Annotated in this window: 19 protein-coding genes; 1 reads left to right on the forward strand and 18 read right to left on the reverse strand. The window is 42.1% G+C overall.

The annotated features are described in order from the left end of the window. Nucleotides 1-4: 4 nt before the first annotated feature. The 9 genes from B2U10_RS14740 to B2U10_RS14780 all read right to left on the reverse strand — a co-directional run bounded on the left by B2U10_RS14740 (nucleotide 5) and on the right by B2U10_RS14780 (nucleotide 8,276). Complete coding sequence (locus B2U10_RS14740) at nucleotides 5-841, reverse strand: hypothetical protein (RefSeq protein WP_214805571.1); 837 nt, start codon at nucleotides 839-841, stop codon at nucleotides 5-7. Nucleotides 842-845: 4 nt separating this feature from the next. Next, on the reverse strand, nucleotides 846-1,598 hold the full coding sequence (locus B2U10_RS14745; RefSeq protein ID WP_214805573.1) for a glycosyltransferase family 2 protein: 753 nt from the start codon (nucleotides 1,596-1,598) through the stop codon (nucleotides 846-848). Continuing rightward, nucleotides 1,591-2,460: an NAD-dependent epimerase/dehydratase family protein gene (locus tag B2U10_RS14750; protein ID WP_214805575.1), complete on the reverse strand. Its 870-nt coding sequence runs from the start codon at nucleotides 2,458-2,460 to the stop codon at nucleotides 1,591-1,593. Before B2U10_RS14750 ends, B2U10_RS14745 begins: the two co-directional genes overlap by 8 nt. A 3-nt stretch (nucleotides 2,461-2,463) precedes the next feature. Continuing rightward, nucleotides 2,464-3,090 (reverse strand): sugar transferase, encoded by a 627-nt coding sequence (locus tag B2U10_RS14755; protein WP_214805577.1) that lies wholly within the window; start codon nucleotides 3,088-3,090, stop codon nucleotides 2,464-2,466. 19 nt (nucleotides 3,091-3,109) lie between these two features. Then, nucleotides 3,110-4,960: a polysaccharide biosynthesis protein gene (locus B2U10_RS14760; RefSeq protein WP_214805579.1), complete on the reverse strand. Its 1,851-nt coding sequence runs from the start codon at nucleotides 4,958-4,960 to the stop codon at nucleotides 3,110-3,112. Nucleotides 4,961-5,001: 41 nt separating this feature from the next. Continuing rightward, nucleotides 5,002-5,889, reverse strand: a complete 888-nt coding sequence (gene galU, locus B2U10_RS14765) for a UTP--glucose-1-phosphate uridylyltransferase GalU (RefSeq protein WP_214805762.1) — start codon at nucleotides 5,887-5,889, stop codon at nucleotides 5,002-5,004. Nucleotides 5,890-6,080: 191 nt separating this feature from the next. Further along, nucleotides 6,081-6,845 carry a tyrosine-protein phosphatase gene (locus B2U10_RS14770; RefSeq protein ID WP_214805765.1) on the reverse strand — a complete coding sequence of 255 codons (765 nt, stop codon included), beginning with the start codon at nucleotides 6,843-6,845 and terminating at the stop codon, nucleotides 6,081-6,083. An 11-nt stretch (nucleotides 6,846-6,856) separates the two neighbouring features. Continuing rightward, complete coding sequence (locus B2U10_RS14775; protein WP_290752872.1) at nucleotides 6,857-7,552, reverse strand: CpsD/CapB family tyrosine-protein kinase; 696 nt, start codon at nucleotides 7,550-7,552, stop codon at nucleotides 6,857-6,859. After that, nucleotides 7,545-8,276: a YveK family protein gene (locus tag B2U10_RS14780; protein ID WP_290788605.1), complete on the reverse strand. Its 732-nt coding sequence runs from the start codon at nucleotides 8,274-8,276 to the stop codon at nucleotides 7,545-7,547. Before B2U10_RS14780 ends, B2U10_RS14775 begins: the two co-directional genes overlap by 8 nt. Nucleotides 8,277-8,475: 199 nt before the next feature. On the opposite strand from B2U10_RS14780, the gene B2U10_RS14785 reads away from it, so the two are divergent. After that, the gene (locus B2U10_RS14785) at nucleotides 8,476-9,645 is read left to right on the forward strand and encodes a hypothetical protein (protein WP_290788608.1); all 1,170 of its coding nucleotides are present in this window, start codon (nucleotides 8,476-8,478) and stop codon (nucleotides 9,643-9,645) included. Nucleotides 9,646-9,683: 38 nt separating this feature from the next. Here the strand turns inward: B2U10_RS14785 and B2U10_RS14790 are convergent, their stop codons facing one another. The 9 genes from B2U10_RS14790 to B2U10_RS14830 form a co-directional block, all read right to left on the reverse strand. Next, a complete protein-coding gene (locus B2U10_RS14790; RefSeq protein WP_290788611.1) occupies nucleotides 9,684-10,583 on the reverse strand; it encodes an LCP family protein in 900 nt (299 codons plus the stop codon). A 213-nt stretch (nucleotides 10,584-10,796) separates the two neighbouring features. Next, complete coding sequence (locus B2U10_RS14795) at nucleotides 10,797-11,510, reverse strand: hypothetical protein (RefSeq protein ID WP_290788614.1); 714 nt, start codon at nucleotides 11,508-11,510, stop codon at nucleotides 10,797-10,799. Nucleotides 11,511-11,524: 14 nt separating this feature from the next. Continuing rightward, entirely contained in the window at nucleotides 11,525-12,220 is a 696-nt protein-coding gene (locus B2U10_RS14800) for a hypothetical protein (protein ID WP_290788617.1), read from the reverse strand. Between the two features lie 15 nt (nucleotides 12,221-12,235). Beyond that, nucleotides 12,236-12,928 (reverse strand): hypothetical protein, encoded by a 693-nt coding sequence (locus B2U10_RS14805; protein WP_290788620.1) that lies wholly within the window; start codon nucleotides 12,926-12,928, stop codon nucleotides 12,236-12,238. Then, nucleotides 12,928-13,632: a hypothetical protein gene (locus B2U10_RS14810; RefSeq protein ID WP_290788623.1), complete on the reverse strand. Its 705-nt coding sequence runs from the start codon at nucleotides 13,630-13,632 to the stop codon at nucleotides 12,928-12,930. The genes B2U10_RS14805 and B2U10_RS14810 overlap by 1 nt, the downstream gene beginning before the upstream one ends. A 30-nt stretch (nucleotides 13,633-13,662) precedes the next feature. Continuing rightward, a complete protein-coding gene (locus tag B2U10_RS14815) occupies nucleotides 13,663-14,361 on the reverse strand; it encodes a hypothetical protein (RefSeq protein WP_290788627.1) in 699 nt (232 codons plus the stop codon). Nucleotides 14,362-14,405: 44 nt separating this feature from the next. Continuing rightward, nucleotides 14,406-15,089, reverse strand: coding sequence for a hypothetical protein (locus B2U10_RS14820; protein WP_290788629.1), 684 nt, complete (start codon nucleotides 15,087-15,089; stop codon nucleotides 14,406-14,408). A 17-nt stretch (nucleotides 15,090-15,106) separates the two neighbouring features. Further along, nucleotides 15,107-16,666 carry a S8 family peptidase gene (locus tag B2U10_RS14825; RefSeq protein WP_290788632.1) on the reverse strand — a complete coding sequence of 520 codons (1,560 nt, stop codon included), beginning with the start codon at nucleotides 16,664-16,666 and terminating at the stop codon, nucleotides 15,107-15,109. A gap of 137 nt (nucleotides 16,667-16,803) precedes the next feature. Continuing rightward, nucleotides 16,804-18,378, reverse strand: a complete 1,575-nt coding sequence (locus B2U10_RS14830; protein WP_290788635.1) for a S8 family peptidase — start codon at nucleotides 18,376-18,378, stop codon at nucleotides 16,804-16,806. Between the last annotated feature and the right edge of the window lie 116 nt (nucleotides 18,379-18,494).

Consider the following 18,494-nt stretch of genomic DNA (forward strand, 5'->3'; position numbering starts at 1 on the left):
TTATTTAATACCTTCTCTTGATATATTCATCATAAAAAATAGTAAATGAATTCTTCCAATAATTAAACTTTTTGGTGTCGTTAATGCCAGACATTGATCCATCTTCTTTGTGAATAACTTCTAATTCATTAATATATTTAAATTTATACATATTGTTTCTCGCAAATAAAACTAACCATAACTCCTCAGCTAAAAGAAACATTTCATTGTTAAATATTTTAAATGAACTGTCATAACTTTTTTTAGCTACCTCATATGGAATAATTATAAATGCTCCGTGTAAAGCATCTACTATATTACTGTTATTAGATATAATCTTCGAAAAATTGTTAATAAATTTAGAATAAACAATAGAGATATACATAAAAATTTTAAAATTTGTTACGGCACTCAATTTTAATAATTTCATACTTAAATCTGTTAGCTTATGGTAAAAAGGATTTTGATTATTACCACTTAATGTTGATATTTTAGGTCCTATAATTGTTTTTCCATCATCATATCTAGATATTTTATTATAAGGTAGGGTTTTTAAGAGAATGTCTGGATTTGATATAATAAGATGCTTAAAATTATAATTTTCTATAGCTTTATCAATACCAAAGTTATTACCGTAACTAAATCCTTTATTATCGATGGAATAAAAATCACAATTATATATAGCAGATACTTTCTTTAATTCATCATTTGTTAGATTGTCATAAAAGCTATTTACAATAATTACTTTATAAGAAAAGTTATTAGTTGCCTTTTCTCTTATACTTTTTACTAAATCAACTATATCTTCTGTATTTTTATATGTTAGTACAACAAATATCATATCTACATTTTTTTTTGTCATCTTTCTAAACCGTCCGTTTCTTATTTTTAAGACCTTTAATAATCCAGTAATGAATCAAACCAATTGTTTTAAATATCGATAATTTTTCATAAGTTCTATATACAATCCAGTGATATTTTATTAGTGAAAGTTTGTTTTGAGATATAGAACCACTTCTAATTCTATGACTGGCTAAAACTTCATTTAATCCATAAATTTTTTTTGTTTTTTTAATTATAGTTAACCACATTAAATAGTCGTTTCTTTTTCTTATATTTGGAATAAAAAACTTACCTATATTTTTAGCATTGTACATTACTGTAGAATTTCCACAGTTGTACTTTAGTAGGTTTTTGTAATCCATTTCATTTTGTACACTTATTTTATCTAGAATTATTTCATTATTCTCATTTATTTTATTGTATGCAGTACTAGAAAAATCATATTTATTTTTTATCATGAAATTAAGTTGCTTTTCTAATTTATATGGATCCCAGACATCATCACTATCTAAAAATGCTATGAAATCACCTCTTGCAACTTCAATTCCTTTATTTCTAGACAAAGCTGCACCGCTATTTTGCTGATTTTTTATGTATTTAATCCTTTCATCAAAGATTTCAAATTTCCTTATGATTTCTTTAGATGTGTCTGTCGAACAATCATCAATTAATATCATTTCCCAATTTTCATAAGTCTGTTTTTGAACGGACTCAATTGTCCTAGTTAAATATTTTTCACAATTATATACAGGAGTTATTATTGATACTTTATTCATAGTTTTTACTTAGACCTACTTCCGTAATACGAATACTTTCTTTAAAATCATACATTTTATTTTTTATATTTAATTGATCAGTATCTTCTTTGTAATACAAATCTCCAAACAACTTGTTTAATGAACTATTTTTTTTAGAAAAAAACATTATTAAAGGATTAAGCAACTTAAAAGAAATTGTATGTTTTCTTTGATTATTCCGAATTTCTTTTACTAAATTTATAGTAGAAACATATTCGTTGTTTTGTGGGAGATAGATTCCACTGGCTCTTCTTAAAACAATCTCTTTTACATAAATTTCTAAGTTTTTCACAAAAATCATGCTTCTTTTATTGTTAATATTAGGGAAAAATATTATTTTCTTACTTAAGTAAGAAAGTTTTCTGTAATTACCAGGGGAACTATTACCATAAATCATTGGTGGTCTTAAAACAGAAACTGTAAAATCTTTTGATGCTAATTCTAATAATAAATTTTCAGCTTTTAATTTTGATTGTCCATAAAAAGTTTTTGGATTTGTTTGTGTGTCTATACTTATTGGCCCTTCCTCAACACCATATACACTCATAGTACTAAAAAAAATAAAGTGCTTAACACCTTCTCTTTTACTTTTTTTAGCTAATTCCAATGTTAAATCGCTGTTTACTTTCATATAATCTTCTAATTTATATTTCTGCTCGTTTTTATGAACTAATGCTGCGCAATGAATTACAACATCAGTATTACTAAAATCGATTTTTTCCCATTCATTATTTCTCAGTGAAATTGTCTTAGCATAAAATTGATTGACTTGTTTATTAAAGAATTCTTTTAGTGATGTACTTAGATATCCCTTAGAACCAGTTAAAATTATATTTTTCATTTTTTATTCCTTTGTAGATGCAATTTCATCTATTTTTTTTTGAGCAATATTACCTTCAACAATCCCATCACTTTTTAGTACACTAATAATCGTCAAAGCAAAGCAACGAACGTCCATAAAAAATCCTATTTGTTTTATATATTCTCCATCAAACCGAGCCTTAATTTCAATCGGTAATTCATCACGACCGTTGATTTGCGCCCATCCTGTCAGGCCTGGTAATGTATCATTGGCTCTATATTTATCACGTTCGTCTATCAAGTCATATTGATTCCATAATGCAGGACGCGGTCCAACAAAACTCATCTCACCTTTTAAGATGTTAAACAGTTGTGGTAGCTCATCTAAGCTTGTCTTCCGTAAAAACTTCCCGACGCGCGTAATATAAACATCCGGATCAGCAAGCAAATGAGTCGGTGTATCTTGTGGTGTTTCAATATACATGGTCCGGAACTTCAAAATGTTGAAATGACTTTTCTTCAACCCAACTCGTTTTTGTTTGAAAAAGACAGGTCCTCTTGATTCAATCTTTATCGCTCCCATGATGCATAAAAATACTGGTATCAATACGATACACGCCACAAGTGCTAGGGTGAATCCTAACAACCGTTTCACTGTCATATAACTCATTTGCTTTAGCTCCTTATGTTTATACTAATTTTTGTTGTTTCATCGCGACGTCATTGGCGATATCAAGTAGCGTATTGCGTAGTTGCAATGGATTCAGTTGATGATTTTCTACCATCCGTAATATTTCTTCGATTGGTTCAGCTTGTTTCGTTCGACCAACGAAAATCTTTGGATAGATCGCTTCTGGATCAACTTCTCCGTCTTTAAGTAATTCTTCATACATCTTTTCTCCCGGTCGGATTCCTGAGAATACGATTGGCATCTCGTCTTCCGTGAAACCACTCAACTCAATCATGTTTTTCGCAAGATCAACGATTTTAACTGGTTCACCCATATCAAGGACGAAGACTTCTCCACCGTCTGCTAGAATCCCCGCTTGAATGACCAATCGACTCGCTTCTGGAATCGTCATAAAGAATCGTGTCATCTCAGGATGCGTCACCGTGACAGGTCCACCAGCTTCAATTTGCGATTTAAAGAGTGGAATGACTGACCCACGACTACCAAGAACGTTACCGAAACGAACGACGGCAAATTTCGTCTGACTTCGTTTCCCTAAATCCTGAATGATCATCTCGGCAATCCGTTTCGTCGAGCCCATGACGTTCGTCGGGTTGACTGCTTTGTCCGTTGAGATCATGACGAACCTTTCGACCTGGTGACGATCCGCTACTTCTGCGACGTTCTTTGTACCATATACATTATTTTTAACAGACTCATATGGATTTGCTTCCATTAAAGGCACATGTTTATGAGCTGCCGCATGGAAGACGACATCCGGTCGGTGTTGTGCAAACACTTCGTCGAGACGCATTTGGTCTTGTACATCGGCAATAATTGGCACTAGGTTGATTGCAGTCTGTAAACCACGCAGTTCTCGTTCAATCAAATAGATACTGTTTTCACCGTGACCGAGTAATACTAACGTCGTGGGATTAAATTGAATGATTTGGCGGCAAATTTCTGATCCAATCGATCCACCCGCTCCTGTGACAAGGACCGTCCGTCTCTCAATTTCACTCCGAATCCCTGAGATGTTCAGTTCAACCGGTTCGCGTCCGAGTAAGTCTTCAATCGATACATCGCGTATCGCGTTGATCGATACTTTCCCCGTCACAAGTTCTTCAATCATTGGCAAGGTTTGAACGTTCTTACAGAGTGTCTTTGCCTCGGTGATGAGTTCAATCCGGCGTTGCTGTGACAATGATGGAATCGCTAAGACGATGGCTTCAATTTTATGTCGTTCGATGACTGCCTTTAAATCCTCAGTCGTTCCTGCAACTTCGATTCCTTGAATCACGAAATGCATGTGTTTCGGATCGTCATCAACGAATGCCACTGGCTTCAATTCGTGAAATGGTGATGCATAGAGTTGACGAACCAGTGCTCGTCCGGCACGCCCTGCTCCGATGACCAATGTTCGCTTACGTGATTTGATCATACGCCGCGGTAGAGCATATTTCCGCCAGTGCTGACCGATCCCAAGCAGACGTAATGCTACGCGGATCGCTCCAAGTAACAGTAAAGAAATACAAAAACTTAATAGTGTGATACGTTCTAAGACTTGTCCGAAGAATAGAACTTGATACACTATTAAGCCGATTGAGCTGAGTCCCAGGGACAATGATAATGTCATTGCTTCCTGTACACTCGCATATTTCCAGTTAACACGGTACAGTTTCATCAGAAACGCGACTGTGATGAAGAGTAAAGCAAATACCGTCGCTGACTGAACTAAATCACGACTGTCGATCAATAAAAATAATTCCTTTGGATATAAGAAAAAATATGTAAAGCTCATTGCAACCATTAATGCACAGGCATCCATACATGCTAATAAAATCGTTCGGTAATAGTAATACTTCTTCACGAACATTCACTCCTTTCAACTAATATTTGAAATGCTGTTTTTCAGACAAGCGATTGTGTTTTGTGTGCTTGCAACAATTCTTCCATCATTTCTGCCACGTCTGCTCCTAGGTCTTCACGGTTCAAAGCAAACTCGAGAGTCGTCCGAATGAATCCTAATTTTTCACCGACATCATAGCGTTTGCCATCAAATTCGTACGCAAAGACCCGCTGCATTTCGTTGAGTCGCGTAATCGCGTCCGTCAATTGAATTTCGCCACCAGATCCGACTTGTTGTGTTTCAAGATATTTAAAGATTTCTGGAGTCAACAAGTAGCGTCCTAGAATTGCTAAGCTCGATGGGGCTGTTCCTGGTGCTGGCTTCTCGACGAATGATTTCACCTTATGTAATTGCTCTGAGATGCTAGAGCTTGGATCAACGATGCCGTAACGATGTGTATCCTTTTCAGGAACTGGCTGCACACCAATGATTGAACTATTCGTGATTTCATACTGTTCGATTAACTGTCGCGTACAAGGTACTTCAGCCTGAACGATATCATCACCAAGCATGACGACGAATGGTTCATTACCCACGAATGCTTTCGCTTGAAGAATCGCATCCCCAAGACCTTTTGGTTTCGATTGACGAATGAAATGAATGTTAATCTTCGTTGTCTCTTCGACTAAGTATAGTAATTCTGATTTATTCTTCGAAATCAGGTTCGCTTCCAGTTCCGGTACGGAATCAAAGTGATCTTCGATCGCGCGTTTCCCTTTACCAGTGATAATCAAGATATCTTCGATTCCTGATTCAATGGCTTCTTCAATGATGTATTGAATCGTTGGTTTATCAACGATCGGTAACATTTCCTTCGGCATCGCTTTTGTCGCTGGCAAGAAACGTGTTCCGAGTCCCGCTGCTGGAATAACTGCTTTTTTTACTTTAATCACATAATCATCTCCTATATATAATTTCGGTTTCCCAAATTATATCTAACATTCCATTCTTTATGTAAAATACAATAACATAGGACAAGCGTCACTTTCCATAAAGATTTCCATAATTTCACAATGTAAGCGTTAACATAGAAAAAAGAGAGTGCCATTTCACTCTCTTTCCCTCACCTTGACAAAAAATGTTATACCCACTGTCCTTTCCAATTCTTCTCGACAGGACTCGGGGGATTGATTGTCACGAGTTGGTTCAAGAGAACGGCTTCATTGTTTTCATAAATCTCATCGATCAACCAATCTTCGAATGTTTTCTCAAGCATCCGTTCGCATTGCTTCCAGTAGAACGGACGTTTCTCTAGTTGATGTGCATCACTTGCCACAAGATGGGCTAACCCATTCTCAAGCAAGGCAATCGCAAACCGCTGGACATCCTTTCCGTATTTGCCGATCAAACTAGCACACGTCACCTGACTGATGGCACCGTTTGATATCAATTCAAACAGTAATGACGGATTCTGAATAATCGTCTTGTTCTTTTCCGGATGGGCAACAACGGGAATATAACCATCAGAAATCAATTCTGCAAAGACTTGGCGCGCATACGATGGAATCCCACTTGACGGAAACTCGATCAAAATATAGCGTGAATCGTTGAGTGTCAGCGCTTGCCCTGCTTCTAACGCTTCCATCAACTCACCGATCAACCGGATCTCATGACCTGGATAGACGGTTAGTGGAATATCACGTTGTTTCAACAAGACATTGAATTCATCGACGGTGAGCTTCACATCGACATCTTCTGTTTCGAATTGTGGGTGATAGAGGTGTGGTGTCGCGATGATCCGCGACACCCCTTCTGCAACGGCTTGTTCGGCTAACTGTAACGCGTGTTCGACACTAGCCGGACCGTCATCGACGAGCGGCAAGATATGACAGTGGATATCAACCATATAGATGTCCCTCACTCATAGGAATAGTAGTATTGGTATGCTGAATCATCCGTCAGTTCACGACGGTTCAAGACGACACCGAGAATTTTCGCTTCGGCCAGTTCAAGCTGTTCTTTCGCTTTTAAGACGCGTTGACGATCAGATGTCGTACAACCGACGACAAGGACAACACCATCGGTTAATTTTGAAGTAATTCGACTATCGGCGACTTGTAGTAATGGTGGTGCGTCAAAGATGATGATGTCGAATTCTTCACGTAGTTGTGCAACAAGATGCTCCATTGCCCGTGACGACAAAAGCTCCGCTGGGTTCGGTGGAATCGGACCGGCTGTCAAAATCGATAGGTTATCGACTTTCGTCGGCAAGATCGCTTTTTCTTTTTCCGCTTGGCGTGTCAAAAGACTCGAAAGTCCGAGACCATTTGCTACACGGAACGTATAATGGACCGTCGGACGACGCATATCTGTATCGATGATCAAAACTTTTTTCCCTTGTTGCGCATAGGCGACAGCTAAGTTTGATGACGTCGTTGATTTTCCTTCACCTTGTGTTGCAGAGGTGACAAGAATCGCTTGAATCTCACGATCGACAGCCATGAATTCAATATTCGTCCGAATCGTCCGGTATTGCTCAGCAACAGGCGACTTCGGTTGCGTGACCGTAATCAGTTTCCGTGCGTCTTTATTCATTTTGCTCTTCTTAGCCATGTTGTTGGACCGCCTCTCGTTTTGCTGCTTTTGACGATGACTTGAATACTTTGCTATCGATATCAGGGATACTACCGAGTACCGGGAGATCAAGAATTTGTTGGACCTGATCTTCTGTCCGGATGCGACGGTCGAGTACTTCGCGTAAGAAGGCAAGTCCGACACCTAGTAAGAATCCGACGACTGCAGCGATCGCTGTATTTAAAATGATATTCGGACTAACGGGTGACGTCGGGATGCCTGATTTCGACAAGACAGTAACGTTATCAACGCTCATTAATTTTTGAACATCTGAACTAAAGACCTCTGCAATCGAGTTCGCCATGTTTGATGCAAGTGCTGCATCCGTACTTTGGACCGAGACGTTAATGACCTGTGAGTTTTGTTCACTTTCGACCGTGACCATATTATTTAATGCAGCTACATTTGTTGGTGCGTTTGGAACTTCCTTCTGAACCTGTTCTAAAATCGCTGGGCTTTTGATAATGACCCGATATGTATTAACCAATGTGACAGACGACTGGACGGACTGTGCATCGATGACTTCGTTTTCTTGTTTTTTTGGAGTGACAAGAATCTGTGTTCCTGCTTGATACGTCGGTTTAATTAAAAAGCTACTGACGGCAAATGAGATGAGAGCGGCGACGATCGTCAACGCCAAGATGCGCCAGAACGATTTACGTAAAATCGAAAATAATTCCTGCAAGCTAATCGTTTCATTCATGGTCTAATTATTCTCCTTTATTTGTCTAATTCAGTGACTTTCCTACATCAACTAGGACTCAGTATAACAAATATTTGGGAAATGGTTGATGTTTTTTTAGGAAATGTCATACGTTTATTGAAAAACATTGCGTATAATAAAAGATGAATTGTTACTTTTTACATTCATTTCCGTATCTCGACATAGGAGGAATTTCTTTATGCATCGCTCGTTACAAGCGCTACAATTCTATACATCCCACTCGAAGGAGGATATCGCACGACTTCATGAACGAATTCGTTCGAGTCTGGCTTCGACCGAATCCTTGACGGATACAATGATCCGAATCACCGGTCAACCGCCACTAATTCCTTATGACGAAGATACCGTCACGGTCGAAGAATGGAATGCATTCCTCGTCGGAAAACATCATGCGACATTAGCTGACTTTTACGGTACATTAGTCGCTCGTCCAATCTTGGACGAAGATGGTCCACTCCCGGACGAGGCAGAAAAACCACTTCCAACTCTTTCACGGAGTCAACGCGAACCGGAACCAAAACGACGTAAAAAAGAGAAAGAAATCAAGCATGCTGGAGCAAAACGACCGTTACCTTGGGGCTGGATCGCACTATTGATTCTTTGTTTCTTACTTGGCGCTGGTGGAACCTATGTCTATTCGACGTACTTCGCAGGTTCTGCAGATACAACACCAAAAGCGACTGTCGAAAAACCAGTCACGGTTGAAAAAACGAAAGAACAGAAACCAAAAGCAACAAAAGACACTGCAGCTGTTGGTGACGTTTTGTATGTTAAAACACGTTCAAGTAACATCTACCGAGAAGAAGCAATGACGACATTACTCTACGAAGCTGACTTCGGTGATGGATATCGTATCGTCAAGAAAAAAGACGGTGTGACTGAAATTGAATTATCGGATGATTTAACGGGATTCATCAAAACAGCCGATACGACAAAGAGACTTGAGGGTGAACCGCTTGCTGACGAAACGCTCTTGACGTGGGTGAATGATCAACTCGATACGAGTTTTGTGACGGGTACACTCATTGACCTTATCGGTAAAAGCGGTGAAGAACTGAATAGTCTTTATGGACCAGCCGATCGAACTTATCCGGTCAATGGAAGGTACCCTGATAACCTTCATCAGTACTGGTTTTACGGTAATCATTTCTTTATCTTAAAAGACAACAAAGTAACCGCCATCGACTGGACGAATACAACCATTACGAATGAGCAATTAGCCTCACTTGCTCCGCTTCAACTCGAAACGGATACAACTGGACTCATCACGAGTAACTCGTATCGTCTTCAACGTTTTGCAAAAGACGGAACAATCAGCCGAATTCGTTTATCTGAACAATCGTTTTAAAAGAAAAGCACCGAATCCGTGAGATTCGGTGCTTTTATTCATTCCATATCGAGTGAATAGCGTAATGCCGTTTGTGTTTCTTTTAATGAATCTTCTGTCGGGTGCCAGTAATAGATTCCGTCGCCTTCTTTTCCACCCGTTCCTTCGAGTTTCAAGTTCTTTTGGTTACGGAAGGCATCCATGTAATCAAATGCTAAAGTACGCATCGGTTTGAATGAAACGTTCGTCTGCGCGTTCTTCCCGACGACGTCCATGATCGCATTGAAGTTACTGACTGACACATCGGATGACAATTTATTCGCAACCTGGGCGATGACTTCTCGTTGACGCATCTGGCGACCAAAGTCACCACGTGGATCTTCATAACGCATGCGTGTGAATTTTAACGCTGATTTTCCATCTAAGTTGACTTTACCAACCGGGAAATGTGTTCCACTGACAGTAAAGTCGATATCATTATTGACCGTCACCCCACCGACTGCATCAACCAGGGACGTGAAGCCTTCCATATTGATTTCCGCATAGTAGTTGATTGGGATATTAAGAAACTTTTCGACTGTCTTGATTGCCATCTCCGGTCCACCAAATGAATACGCATGGTTGATCTTATCATTTGTTCCTTTTCCGACGATATCAACCTTCGTGTCCCGGGGAATACTGATCAATCGACTTTCGTTTCGTGTCGGGTTTAATGTCATGACCATGATCGAGTCACTGCGTCCGCGCTCGCCTGGCCGTTGGTCGACACCGAGTAATAGTACCGAGACCGGCTTTTGATCTTCAACGACCTTGTCTCCCGTGTTCTTAACCGGTGACTGAATTTTTTTGACCGTTTGGTCGACTTGATAATATGTATAGCCGATGAATCCGCCGACACCGACGATGAGGACAAGTGCAATTAATAGCATGATTTTCAGTGGCGTCCAGCGTTTTTTCACCTTACGTTTTTTCTTTACTCGTTCCAACTGCGTCCATTCCCTTCTGTGTTTTGCTTCTCGTTAATATCGGTTGTGTATGACAAGACTTACAGCCTGAGTATAACGAAATTTGAGCGTAATTTGTCAAAAACGGGAAAAGATGAAAAAAAGAGTCTCCCGATTGGTTGACTCTTTTTGCTTCACATCAATCTTATAAACTCTTATCGTGTCGCATCAAAGTAACGATTCTGTTGCCGATACTTTCTCAAAGAGAAAGACTTCATAGATTTTTTTCTTAAAGTTATAAGCCAGGCTGACAAGCATCCGTTTTTTCGGATCCGTCGTCTGGAAGATGTACGTTTTCATCATGATCGGATCAGCAAGTCCCTGCTTGATTTCCGCTTTTGAAGCGACCATCGAATAATCAAAGTTCGCCCAGTCCATCCAGTCACCGAGTCCTTTACCCGTCAAGACGGCATCGAGTTGTTGTTCCGTCATGCCTTCCGACAGTTTCGCACCTTTCACTAGTTGCATGTTGCTTTCCCGGGCACCCAGTTTTGTTTTAGCCGTTATGTTAATTACTTTCGAAGTCAGACGGAAAACCGAGTCCTTCGCTTTCGTCGTAAAGGCTAACGCCGTATAGGTTGGCGCAACTTTCACTTTCGTATCGTAAAAATTGTAGGTAGTGAACTTCTGACCGTCTTCTTTATCCGCGTACTCCGGCTTTTTCTTCAAAATCGTTGATCCATCTTTTTTCGTCAGCTGCGTTTTATAGTTTTTACCGTAGAGAACTTTTGCGACCTGCTCCATCGTCATACCGGTTCTGAGTGCCTCAAATTGATTCGTTGCCGTGATCTCGACTTTCGTCGCTGCGGATGCCGTTCCACTAAAGAGTGTTGATCCGGCGATGACTGTCGCCACCGCAACTTTCGTGAATGTTGTTTTCATCTGTAAGTCCCCCTTTAGAATGTCGCTGTCTCGTGATCCACAACGACGTACTTTTTCTTTTTCGCGTCATATGCCAAATCAACATAAATCCGTGATTTCGTCGATTTTTGGAAGACATAAAGTTTTCCTTTATGCGTCTCGATCTTATACTCTTTGATTTCCTTTGTACTGAAGACGCTCCGGGCATCTCCCTCACTTAATCCAGCCCATTCACCAAGACCTGAACCTGAGAGCACACCATCGAGTTGTTTCTCCGTCATGCCCGTTTTGATTTTAGCGCCTGCGTTTAACTTCCGCGTACTCTCGCGATACTCGGAATATGTATTCCGTCCCATTTCGACTTGTTTTGAAATAAGACGATATACGGAATCATTCTTTTTCGTCATGAAACCGAGTGATATTAACGTCGGTGGAATTTTTGCCTTCCGATCATAGATTTCGTAATAAATTTCCTTACGTTTATCTTCAACGTCTTTTAATTCTTCTTTTGTCTTCAATACTTGTGAACCATTTTTAGTCGTTAATTGCTTTTTGTAATCTTTACCGTATAAGACTTTTGCGACTTGCTCCATCGTCATACCCGCTTTGAGTGCTTTGTATTGATTCGTTGCCGCTGTCTCGACTTTCGACGCAGCAGATGCTGTTCCACTAAAGAGTGTTGTTCCCGCGATGATTGTCGCCACCGTGATTTTCATGAATGTCGTGTTCATATTCCAAGCTCCTTTTTAATAACGATCGTGGCTTTCGACACGATACGTTTTCTTTTTGGCGTCATAGATGAAAAAGACATACTGCCACTGATTCGTTGCTGTTGGAAAAACGTATGATTTCGTATGAATGATCGTCGCTTTCCCTGCTTTAATTTCTTTTTTTCGAAGGACGGATGTCGTGTCAGCTAGACCGAGTGTTCCGAATGCTCCGAGTCCTTTCCCCGTCAGTAGTTGATCGACTTGTTGTTCCGTCATCCCGTTCTTGATTTTCGCACCTTTGATTAGTTTACGATCACTCGTCCGGAAGCCTGCTGCCGTGTTACGCTTGAACTCCATCTGCTTCATCGTCAGCCGGTACTTTGTTCCACCCGTCTCCGTCATGAACATCAGGACACCGATTGCTGACGGGAATTCAACTTCTCGATTCACGAGATCGTAGAGAAGGACGTTTCGATCCCATTCCTCCATCTCGATTTCTGTGTTCAATCGTAAGACTTGTGAACCTTTTTTCATCTTCAGTTGTTTTTTGTATGTCTTGCCATAGAGGACTTTTGCGACTTGCTCCACTGTCATCCCCGGTTTTAACGCACGATATTGTTTCGTTGCGATTGTCTCAGCCTTCGTCGCCGCACTCGCTGCTATCGGATTGAGACAAACGGTTGCTACAAACAGTAGGATGAGCAGTTGTTTCACGTTCCAGCTACGCATTAGAACCCACCATCTTCAGTCGTGCCGGAAACCGTCATGATATCCGTGACGACATAGCCTTTTCCCGTGTCATGCATCCTGACGCGCTTCTGTTTCTTCTTGTTATTTGTCTGGAAGATATAGATTTTTACTTTAGCATTTCTGAACCCAATATTTTTCAGCTCTTGTTTTGAGAAGACCGAGCGATAATCGATCACAGCCCACGTCATCCAATCGCCGAGCCCTTTTCCTGTCAAGACAGCATCTACTTGTTTCGTAGTCATTTCGAATCGAATCCGTTTCCCTGTCATGAGCTGTTTCGTACTTTGCCTTACGGTCTTATCTCGTTTCATGTCAACGCCTTTGAATACAAGACGATAGAGCTTGTCCTTCGGCTTTTTCATGAACATGATTTGCATGACATGCATCGGCTCTTGTTTCGTTTGATCAAAGAAGAAATATTGGAGGCTATCAACGTATTCTTCTGAAATGACTTTCTTTACATCATGTTTGAGGACGATCGAACCATTCTTCTTCGTTAGGTATTTTTGATACGACTTGCCATACATCTGCTTCGCAAACTCTGTCACCGTCATCCCGAACGAATAGTTCTTCAAAGAATCGGTGAATTGTTGTTCGTTCTTTGTTGCCGCTGAGACGGTACCACTTCCAAGCAATACGATTGCCATCAGACAGACGAAACTCGATTTGATCCATTTCTGCATCCATTTCACTCACTTTCTGTTGCACGTGCTTTAGTTTTCTTTCTTAATCGTCCGAATATCACTGACCTGATAGGTTCTTTTTTGTTCGTTATACGTCAGTTCGACATGTTTCCACTTGTTCGTCGTCGATTTAAAGACATATTCTTTGATCCGAGCCACTTCAGCAAATCCTCGTTTTTGTTCGTCCAGCGTATAAGCAGACGCTGTATCCATATGACCGAGCATCGTCCAGTTGCCAAGACCCTTCCCCGTCAATTTTGCATCCAGCTCTTTTTCCGTCATCCCGTTCTGGAGTACAGCACCTTTGACGAGCGTCCGTGTGCTTTCACGATATCCTGTCTTCGTCTTCCGTTCGATGAACAATGCTTTTGTCACTAATCGATAGCTTTTACTCTTTTGCTTCGTCATGAACTGTAAGACAAGTTCGGTCGGGGGATCTTGTTTTGTCGAATCAGAGATGACATGGATTAATTGCTTATGTCCTTCTTCGTTTCCTTCGAAGTTGATTGGAAGTTTAAGAACAGTCGATCCGTTTCTTTTCTTCAGGTGTTTCTGATACGACTTGCCATACAAGACTTGCGCGACTTGTTCCATCGTCATTCCATTTTTCAAGCCCTTGTACTGTGTCGTCGCAAGCGTTTCTGCTTTTGTTGCTGCAGATACTGTTCCTGGAACAAACAAACCAAGTAACAGTACTAAACAGAGTGACCACGTGATGATGCGCTTCATACCTGCTTCCCTCTCTCCTTGATGACTCCATGAATCATCATTATTCATTTTTCGTACTTCAATGAAATCCCGATTTCTGTGTCAACCTCATATCGCTTTTTCTGCGTGTTATAGGACAAGGTGATGACTTCAATTTTTTTCGAATGTGATTGGTGGAATTGATAGATTTTATAGCGTCCATTCTTCATTGAGCTTTTTTTTATGACGGATGAAACGTTCCAGCTCCAATACATCGACACCTGTCCGAGCTTTTTACCTGTCACCAGTTGATTAAGCTGTTTCTCTGTCATTCCGTGGCGGAGTGCCGACGGTTTCACAACGGTCCGGCTATTTTCGTACAAGCCATTCTCCGTATCGCCTTGATAGTACAGCGCTTTTTGTGTCAGGTAATATGTCTTCTGATGCTGTTTCGTACTAAATTCAAGAAGTGTTGTTGTTGGAAGGTTTTTAGAGGGACGATCCAGTACATATCCGAGGGACCGATAACCTTGTTCGTTACCGGTCGTGCCCGGTTTTTTCGTAAAGACGACTCTCCCATCTTTTTTCTTGATGTACTTTCGGTACTCTTTTCCGTACATCGTCTTCGTGACTTCCGTCAGCGTCATGCCGAATTTGAGTGTTTTGTACTCTTGCTTGATTTGCAGTGCTTCCTTTGATGCTGCTTGTCCTTCGAGTGTTCCGCTTATACAGAGGACATTGATGAGAAGGACACATAGGATACGTTTCATCGTTTAACCTACTTTCCTTATTTCACGAGCTGAACGGCACGATCGGCATTCAAGCGACCGTATCCGTACGTCGTGTCACGGCCTTTTTTGCCGAGGTCCTTCGCTGACTTGCGGAGGATCGATTCGACGTCCGTCACTTTGATACTTGGCTTTAAGCTATAGAGGACACTCGCGACGCCAGCGACATGCGGTGTTGCCATCGATGTCCCGCTCCAGAAGATGGATTCGCCGTCTTGTAAGTAGCTCGCGATGTCTTGCCCTGGTGCGACGAGATCCAGTCCTTCGCCGTAGTTCGAGAACGATGCTCGTTTATCGAATCGATTCGTCGCCCCGACTGAGAAAACATATTTCGAGCGTGCCGGATAGGACAGTTTTGGTGCACCTTCATTGCCAGTTGCTGCTGCGACGAAGATTCCTTTCTTACGCGCTTCCGCTAAGGCATCTTCAATCGCGAGGGAAACACCGCCACCGCCAAGACTCAAGTTGATGACTTTCGCCTTTTGTTTTACGGCAAACAGAATGCCTTTGGCGATATTCGAGTTCGAAGCGTAGTTATTGCGTGAGATGACCTTGATCGGAATGATGCTCGCCCGATCATTGATTCCCGTCATCCCGTAACCATTGTTCGATGCTGCGGCAATGACACCGGCGACGTGTGTACCGTGTCCATGATCGTCATAAGCGAGCTGGCGCTTATGAACGAAATCGTATCCGAGATCCATCCGGACGCGTCCAGCGAAATCCGCATAGGTTGGATTGATGCCGGTATCGACGACCGCTACACGGACAGTCGAACGTGACTTATTCGCAATCCGCTTGACCATCGCATGATAACCGATGTCCGCTCCCTTGACACCACCGCGTTGTCCGGTATTTTTTAACGCCCACTGGACGGACTGGAAAGGATCCGTACTGAGCAACTTCATCGATTGATCGAGTTCGACGTACCGGACACCCTTCGTTTGTTCGAGTTGTCGTTTCGCAGCTACGGCTTGAATGAAGCTGTTGTAAGAGAATTTCTCAAGTCGTAAGGTGTTGTCGATCGTTTCGTGATGGGCGGCGCGCGACGTCTGTGACAACGTACTCGCTTTCGTCGCCCCGTCCAGACGGACGACGAGACTCGTCGCTTGTCCGGTCGTCGTTGATTTTGTGGCGTATTCCCGGATCGGTTCGAGCCGTTCAAGTTTATAGGGAATCGTAAACGCTTTGTTCTTCGTCCCTGTCACTTCGATGTATTGCCGTCCACTCCACGTCAGTGGGAAAAAGAGTGTCTTTTTACTGTTCGCATACCGCGCATACGGGTCTTTTTGTTTGTATTCGGTTTGCGACGTATAGATCGTCGCTTTCTTTGAGGAATCAAAGGCGAACTTCAAGTGTGTTCCGCCGGCAAGATAGGTTTTGGTATCGAAATAGAACAATGCTTTCCCACTCGCGTCGAACTTTCCTTTGATATAGCCTTTTTTCGTTTTTGCTTCGATGGCTGGCACTTTTTTAGCCGTTGTCGCCGCTTCCGTTGTATCCAACGTATATGTATTAAACGCACTCACGAGGAGAGCGCTGACGATGATCTTTTTCATATGATTTCACTCCTTCATTCATGTATCCTTTTTCATTATAATGGAAAAAATTGATTTTTCTAGTTCTTTTTACCTCCATCAATCAATGAATTGACCGAAAAAAAGAAGCCCTGTCAGCACAGGACTTCTTTAATGATTTAAGGAATCAGTTTGACGGCGCTATCGGCGTTCAACCGACCAGCACCATAGCTCGTATCATAGCCTTTTTTCCCAAGATCTTTTGCCGATTTCTTAAGGATGCTTTCGACACTGCTTGCCTTCAAAGACGGCTTCAAACTGATCAAGAGACTCGCGACACCAGCGACGTGTGGCGTCGCCATCGAGGTTCCGCTTCCATATAACAACTCCCCATCTGCGAGGTAGCTTGGAATCGAGACACCCGGTGCGACAAGGTCGAGTCCCGTCCCGTAGTTCGAAAACGAGGCTTTCGTATCTTTTCGTCCTGTCGCCCCGACCGACAAGACATATTTCGAACGAGCCGGATAAGCAATCGTTCCACGTCCTTCGTTCCCGGATGCCGCAACAATCAAGATGTTCTTTTTCACCGCTACCGCTAATGCCGATTCGATTGATTTCGAAGAGGAACTCCCACCGAGACTCATGTTGATGACCCGAGCACCTTGTTTCGTCGCATGCTGAATACCTTTGACGAGTCCTGACACTGAACCAGCGCCTGAGTCATCGAGGACCTTAATCGGAATCAACGTCGCCATCGGATTGATGCCTGTCATCCCATATGTGTTATTTCCACCCGCCGCAATGATTCCCGCCACATGTGAACCATGTCCGTTATCATCCCAGGCGCTCTTATCGCCATTGATGAAATCATAGCCGAGATCCATCCGGATTTTGCCCGCGAAGTCGGCGTAACTCGGATTGATACCAGAATCAAGGACTGCGACTTTGGTTGCAGATAACTTTTTACCTTTGATCCGTTTTTGCATGGCGACGAAACCGATATCCGCCCCCTTGAGACCTTTCTTTTGCCCCGTATTCTGCAGAGACCATTGATATTTCTGATAGGCATCGACTCCGAATGCTTGAATTGGTGCATCGAACTCCGCGAACGCGACAGCTGATGAGCGTTCGAATTTCTGTTGCGCTGCTTTCGCTTCTGCATAGGAAGCATAGACGAGTCGCTCGATTCGAAGCTCGGACGCGACCGACTCTACTTTTAAGGCGCCGAAGGCTTGCGCTCGCATTGCACCTGGGCGTGTCTGCACGAGCAGTGCCGGTTTAACCGATTGAACGGCTGCCGTCATCGATTCCTCGATGGGTTCGTAACGTGAGATATAGGCAGGAACGGAGTAGCGGTCGCCCGGATACCCTTCGAGTACTAAGTACTGTCGTCCACTCCAACTGAGCGGGAAGTAGAGTGTATCATCCGTGACTTGGTAATAACGATTGTAGACCCGTCCCGCTTCGGCGTCCGCCTTGCTCGTGAACATCGTCCCGTACGTGTTGTAATCAAGCTCGAATTCGAAGTGTGTTCCTTTCACGACAAAATGCTTTGCGTCAAAATACCAGACCCCGAATCCTTCCGAATTAAATCGTCTTGTTAACGCACTCCTCGATTGCTTCGAGAAGACTGGTACTTCTTTTGCTTTCGCCAATATCGCAGGACGAATCGTCTCTTTTTTCTCGATTGCATTGACTGGTACCGTACTAAAGATCAAACCAAGTGCTAGGCTTCCTGCTATCCATTTGCGCACCATCGTTCCTCCCTCTAGGTCTTTCTTACTAATACCCAGATTAGATGGAATTATGTGGAATATAGTGGAACCTTGACGCAAATCATAAAAAGCACCACTCTCGTGTTGAGAGTGGC

The sequence above is a fragment of the Exiguobacterium sp. UBA7533 genome, assembly GCF_002479335.1.
Classification (GTDB): Bacteria; Bacillota; Bacilli; order Exiguobacteriales; family Exiguobacteriaceae; genus Exiguobacterium_A.

Excerpts from the sequence above, each read along its gene's own strand:
- B2U10_RS14740 (WP_214805571.1), bottom strand. The coding sequence starts at position 841 with ATGACAAAAAAAAATGTAGATATGATATTTGTTGTACTAACATATAAA.
- B2U10_RS14745 (WP_214805573.1), bottom strand. The coding sequence starts at position 1,598 with ATGAATAAAGTATCAATAATAACTCCTGTATATAATTGTGAAAAATAT.
- B2U10_RS14750 (WP_214805575.1), bottom strand. The coding sequence starts at position 2,460 with ATGAAAAATATAATTTTAACTGGTTCTAAGGGATATCTAAGTACATCA.
- B2U10_RS14755 (WP_214805577.1), bottom strand. The coding sequence starts at position 3,090 with ATGAGTTATATGACAGTGAAACGGTTGTTAGGATTCACCCTAGCACTT.
- B2U10_RS14770 (WP_214805765.1), bottom strand. The coding sequence starts at position 6,845 with ATGGTTGATATCCACTGTCATATCTTGCCGCTCGTCGATGACGGTCCG.
- B2U10_RS14775 (WP_290752872.1), bottom strand. The coding sequence starts at position 7,552 with ATGGCTAAGAAGAGCAAAATGAATAAAGACGCACGGAAACTGATTACG.
- B2U10_RS14780 (WP_290788605.1), bottom strand. The coding sequence starts at position 8,276 with ATGAATGAAACGATTAGCTTGCAGGAATTATTTTCGATTTTACGTAAA.
- B2U10_RS14785 (WP_290788608.1), top strand. The coding sequence starts at position 8,476 with ATGCATCGCTCGTTACAAGCGCTACAATTCTATACATCCCACTCGAAG.
- B2U10_RS14795 (WP_290788614.1), bottom strand. The coding sequence starts at position 11,510 with ATGAAAACAACATTCACGAAAGTTGCGGTGGCGACAGTCATCGCCGGA.
- B2U10_RS14800 (WP_290788617.1), bottom strand. The coding sequence starts at position 12,220 with ATGAACACGACATTCATGAAAATCACGGTGGCGACAATCATCGCGGGA.
- B2U10_RS14805 (WP_290788620.1), bottom strand. The coding sequence starts at position 12,928 with ATGCGTAGCTGGAACGTGAAACAACTGCTCATCCTACTGTTTGTAGCA.
- B2U10_RS14810 (WP_290788623.1), bottom strand. The coding sequence starts at position 13,632 with ATGCAGAAATGGATCAAATCGAGTTTCGTCTGTCTGATGGCAATCGTA.
- B2U10_RS14815 (WP_290788627.1), bottom strand. The coding sequence starts at position 14,361 with ATGAAGCGCATCATCACGTGGTCACTCTGTTTAGTACTGTTACTTGGT.
- B2U10_RS14820 (WP_290788629.1), bottom strand. The coding sequence starts at position 15,089 with ATGAAACGTATCCTATGTGTCCTTCTCATCAATGTCCTCTGTATAAGC.
- B2U10_RS14825 (WP_290788632.1), bottom strand. The coding sequence starts at position 16,666 with ATGAAAAAGATCATCGTCAGCGCTCTCCTCGTGAGTGCGTTTAATACA.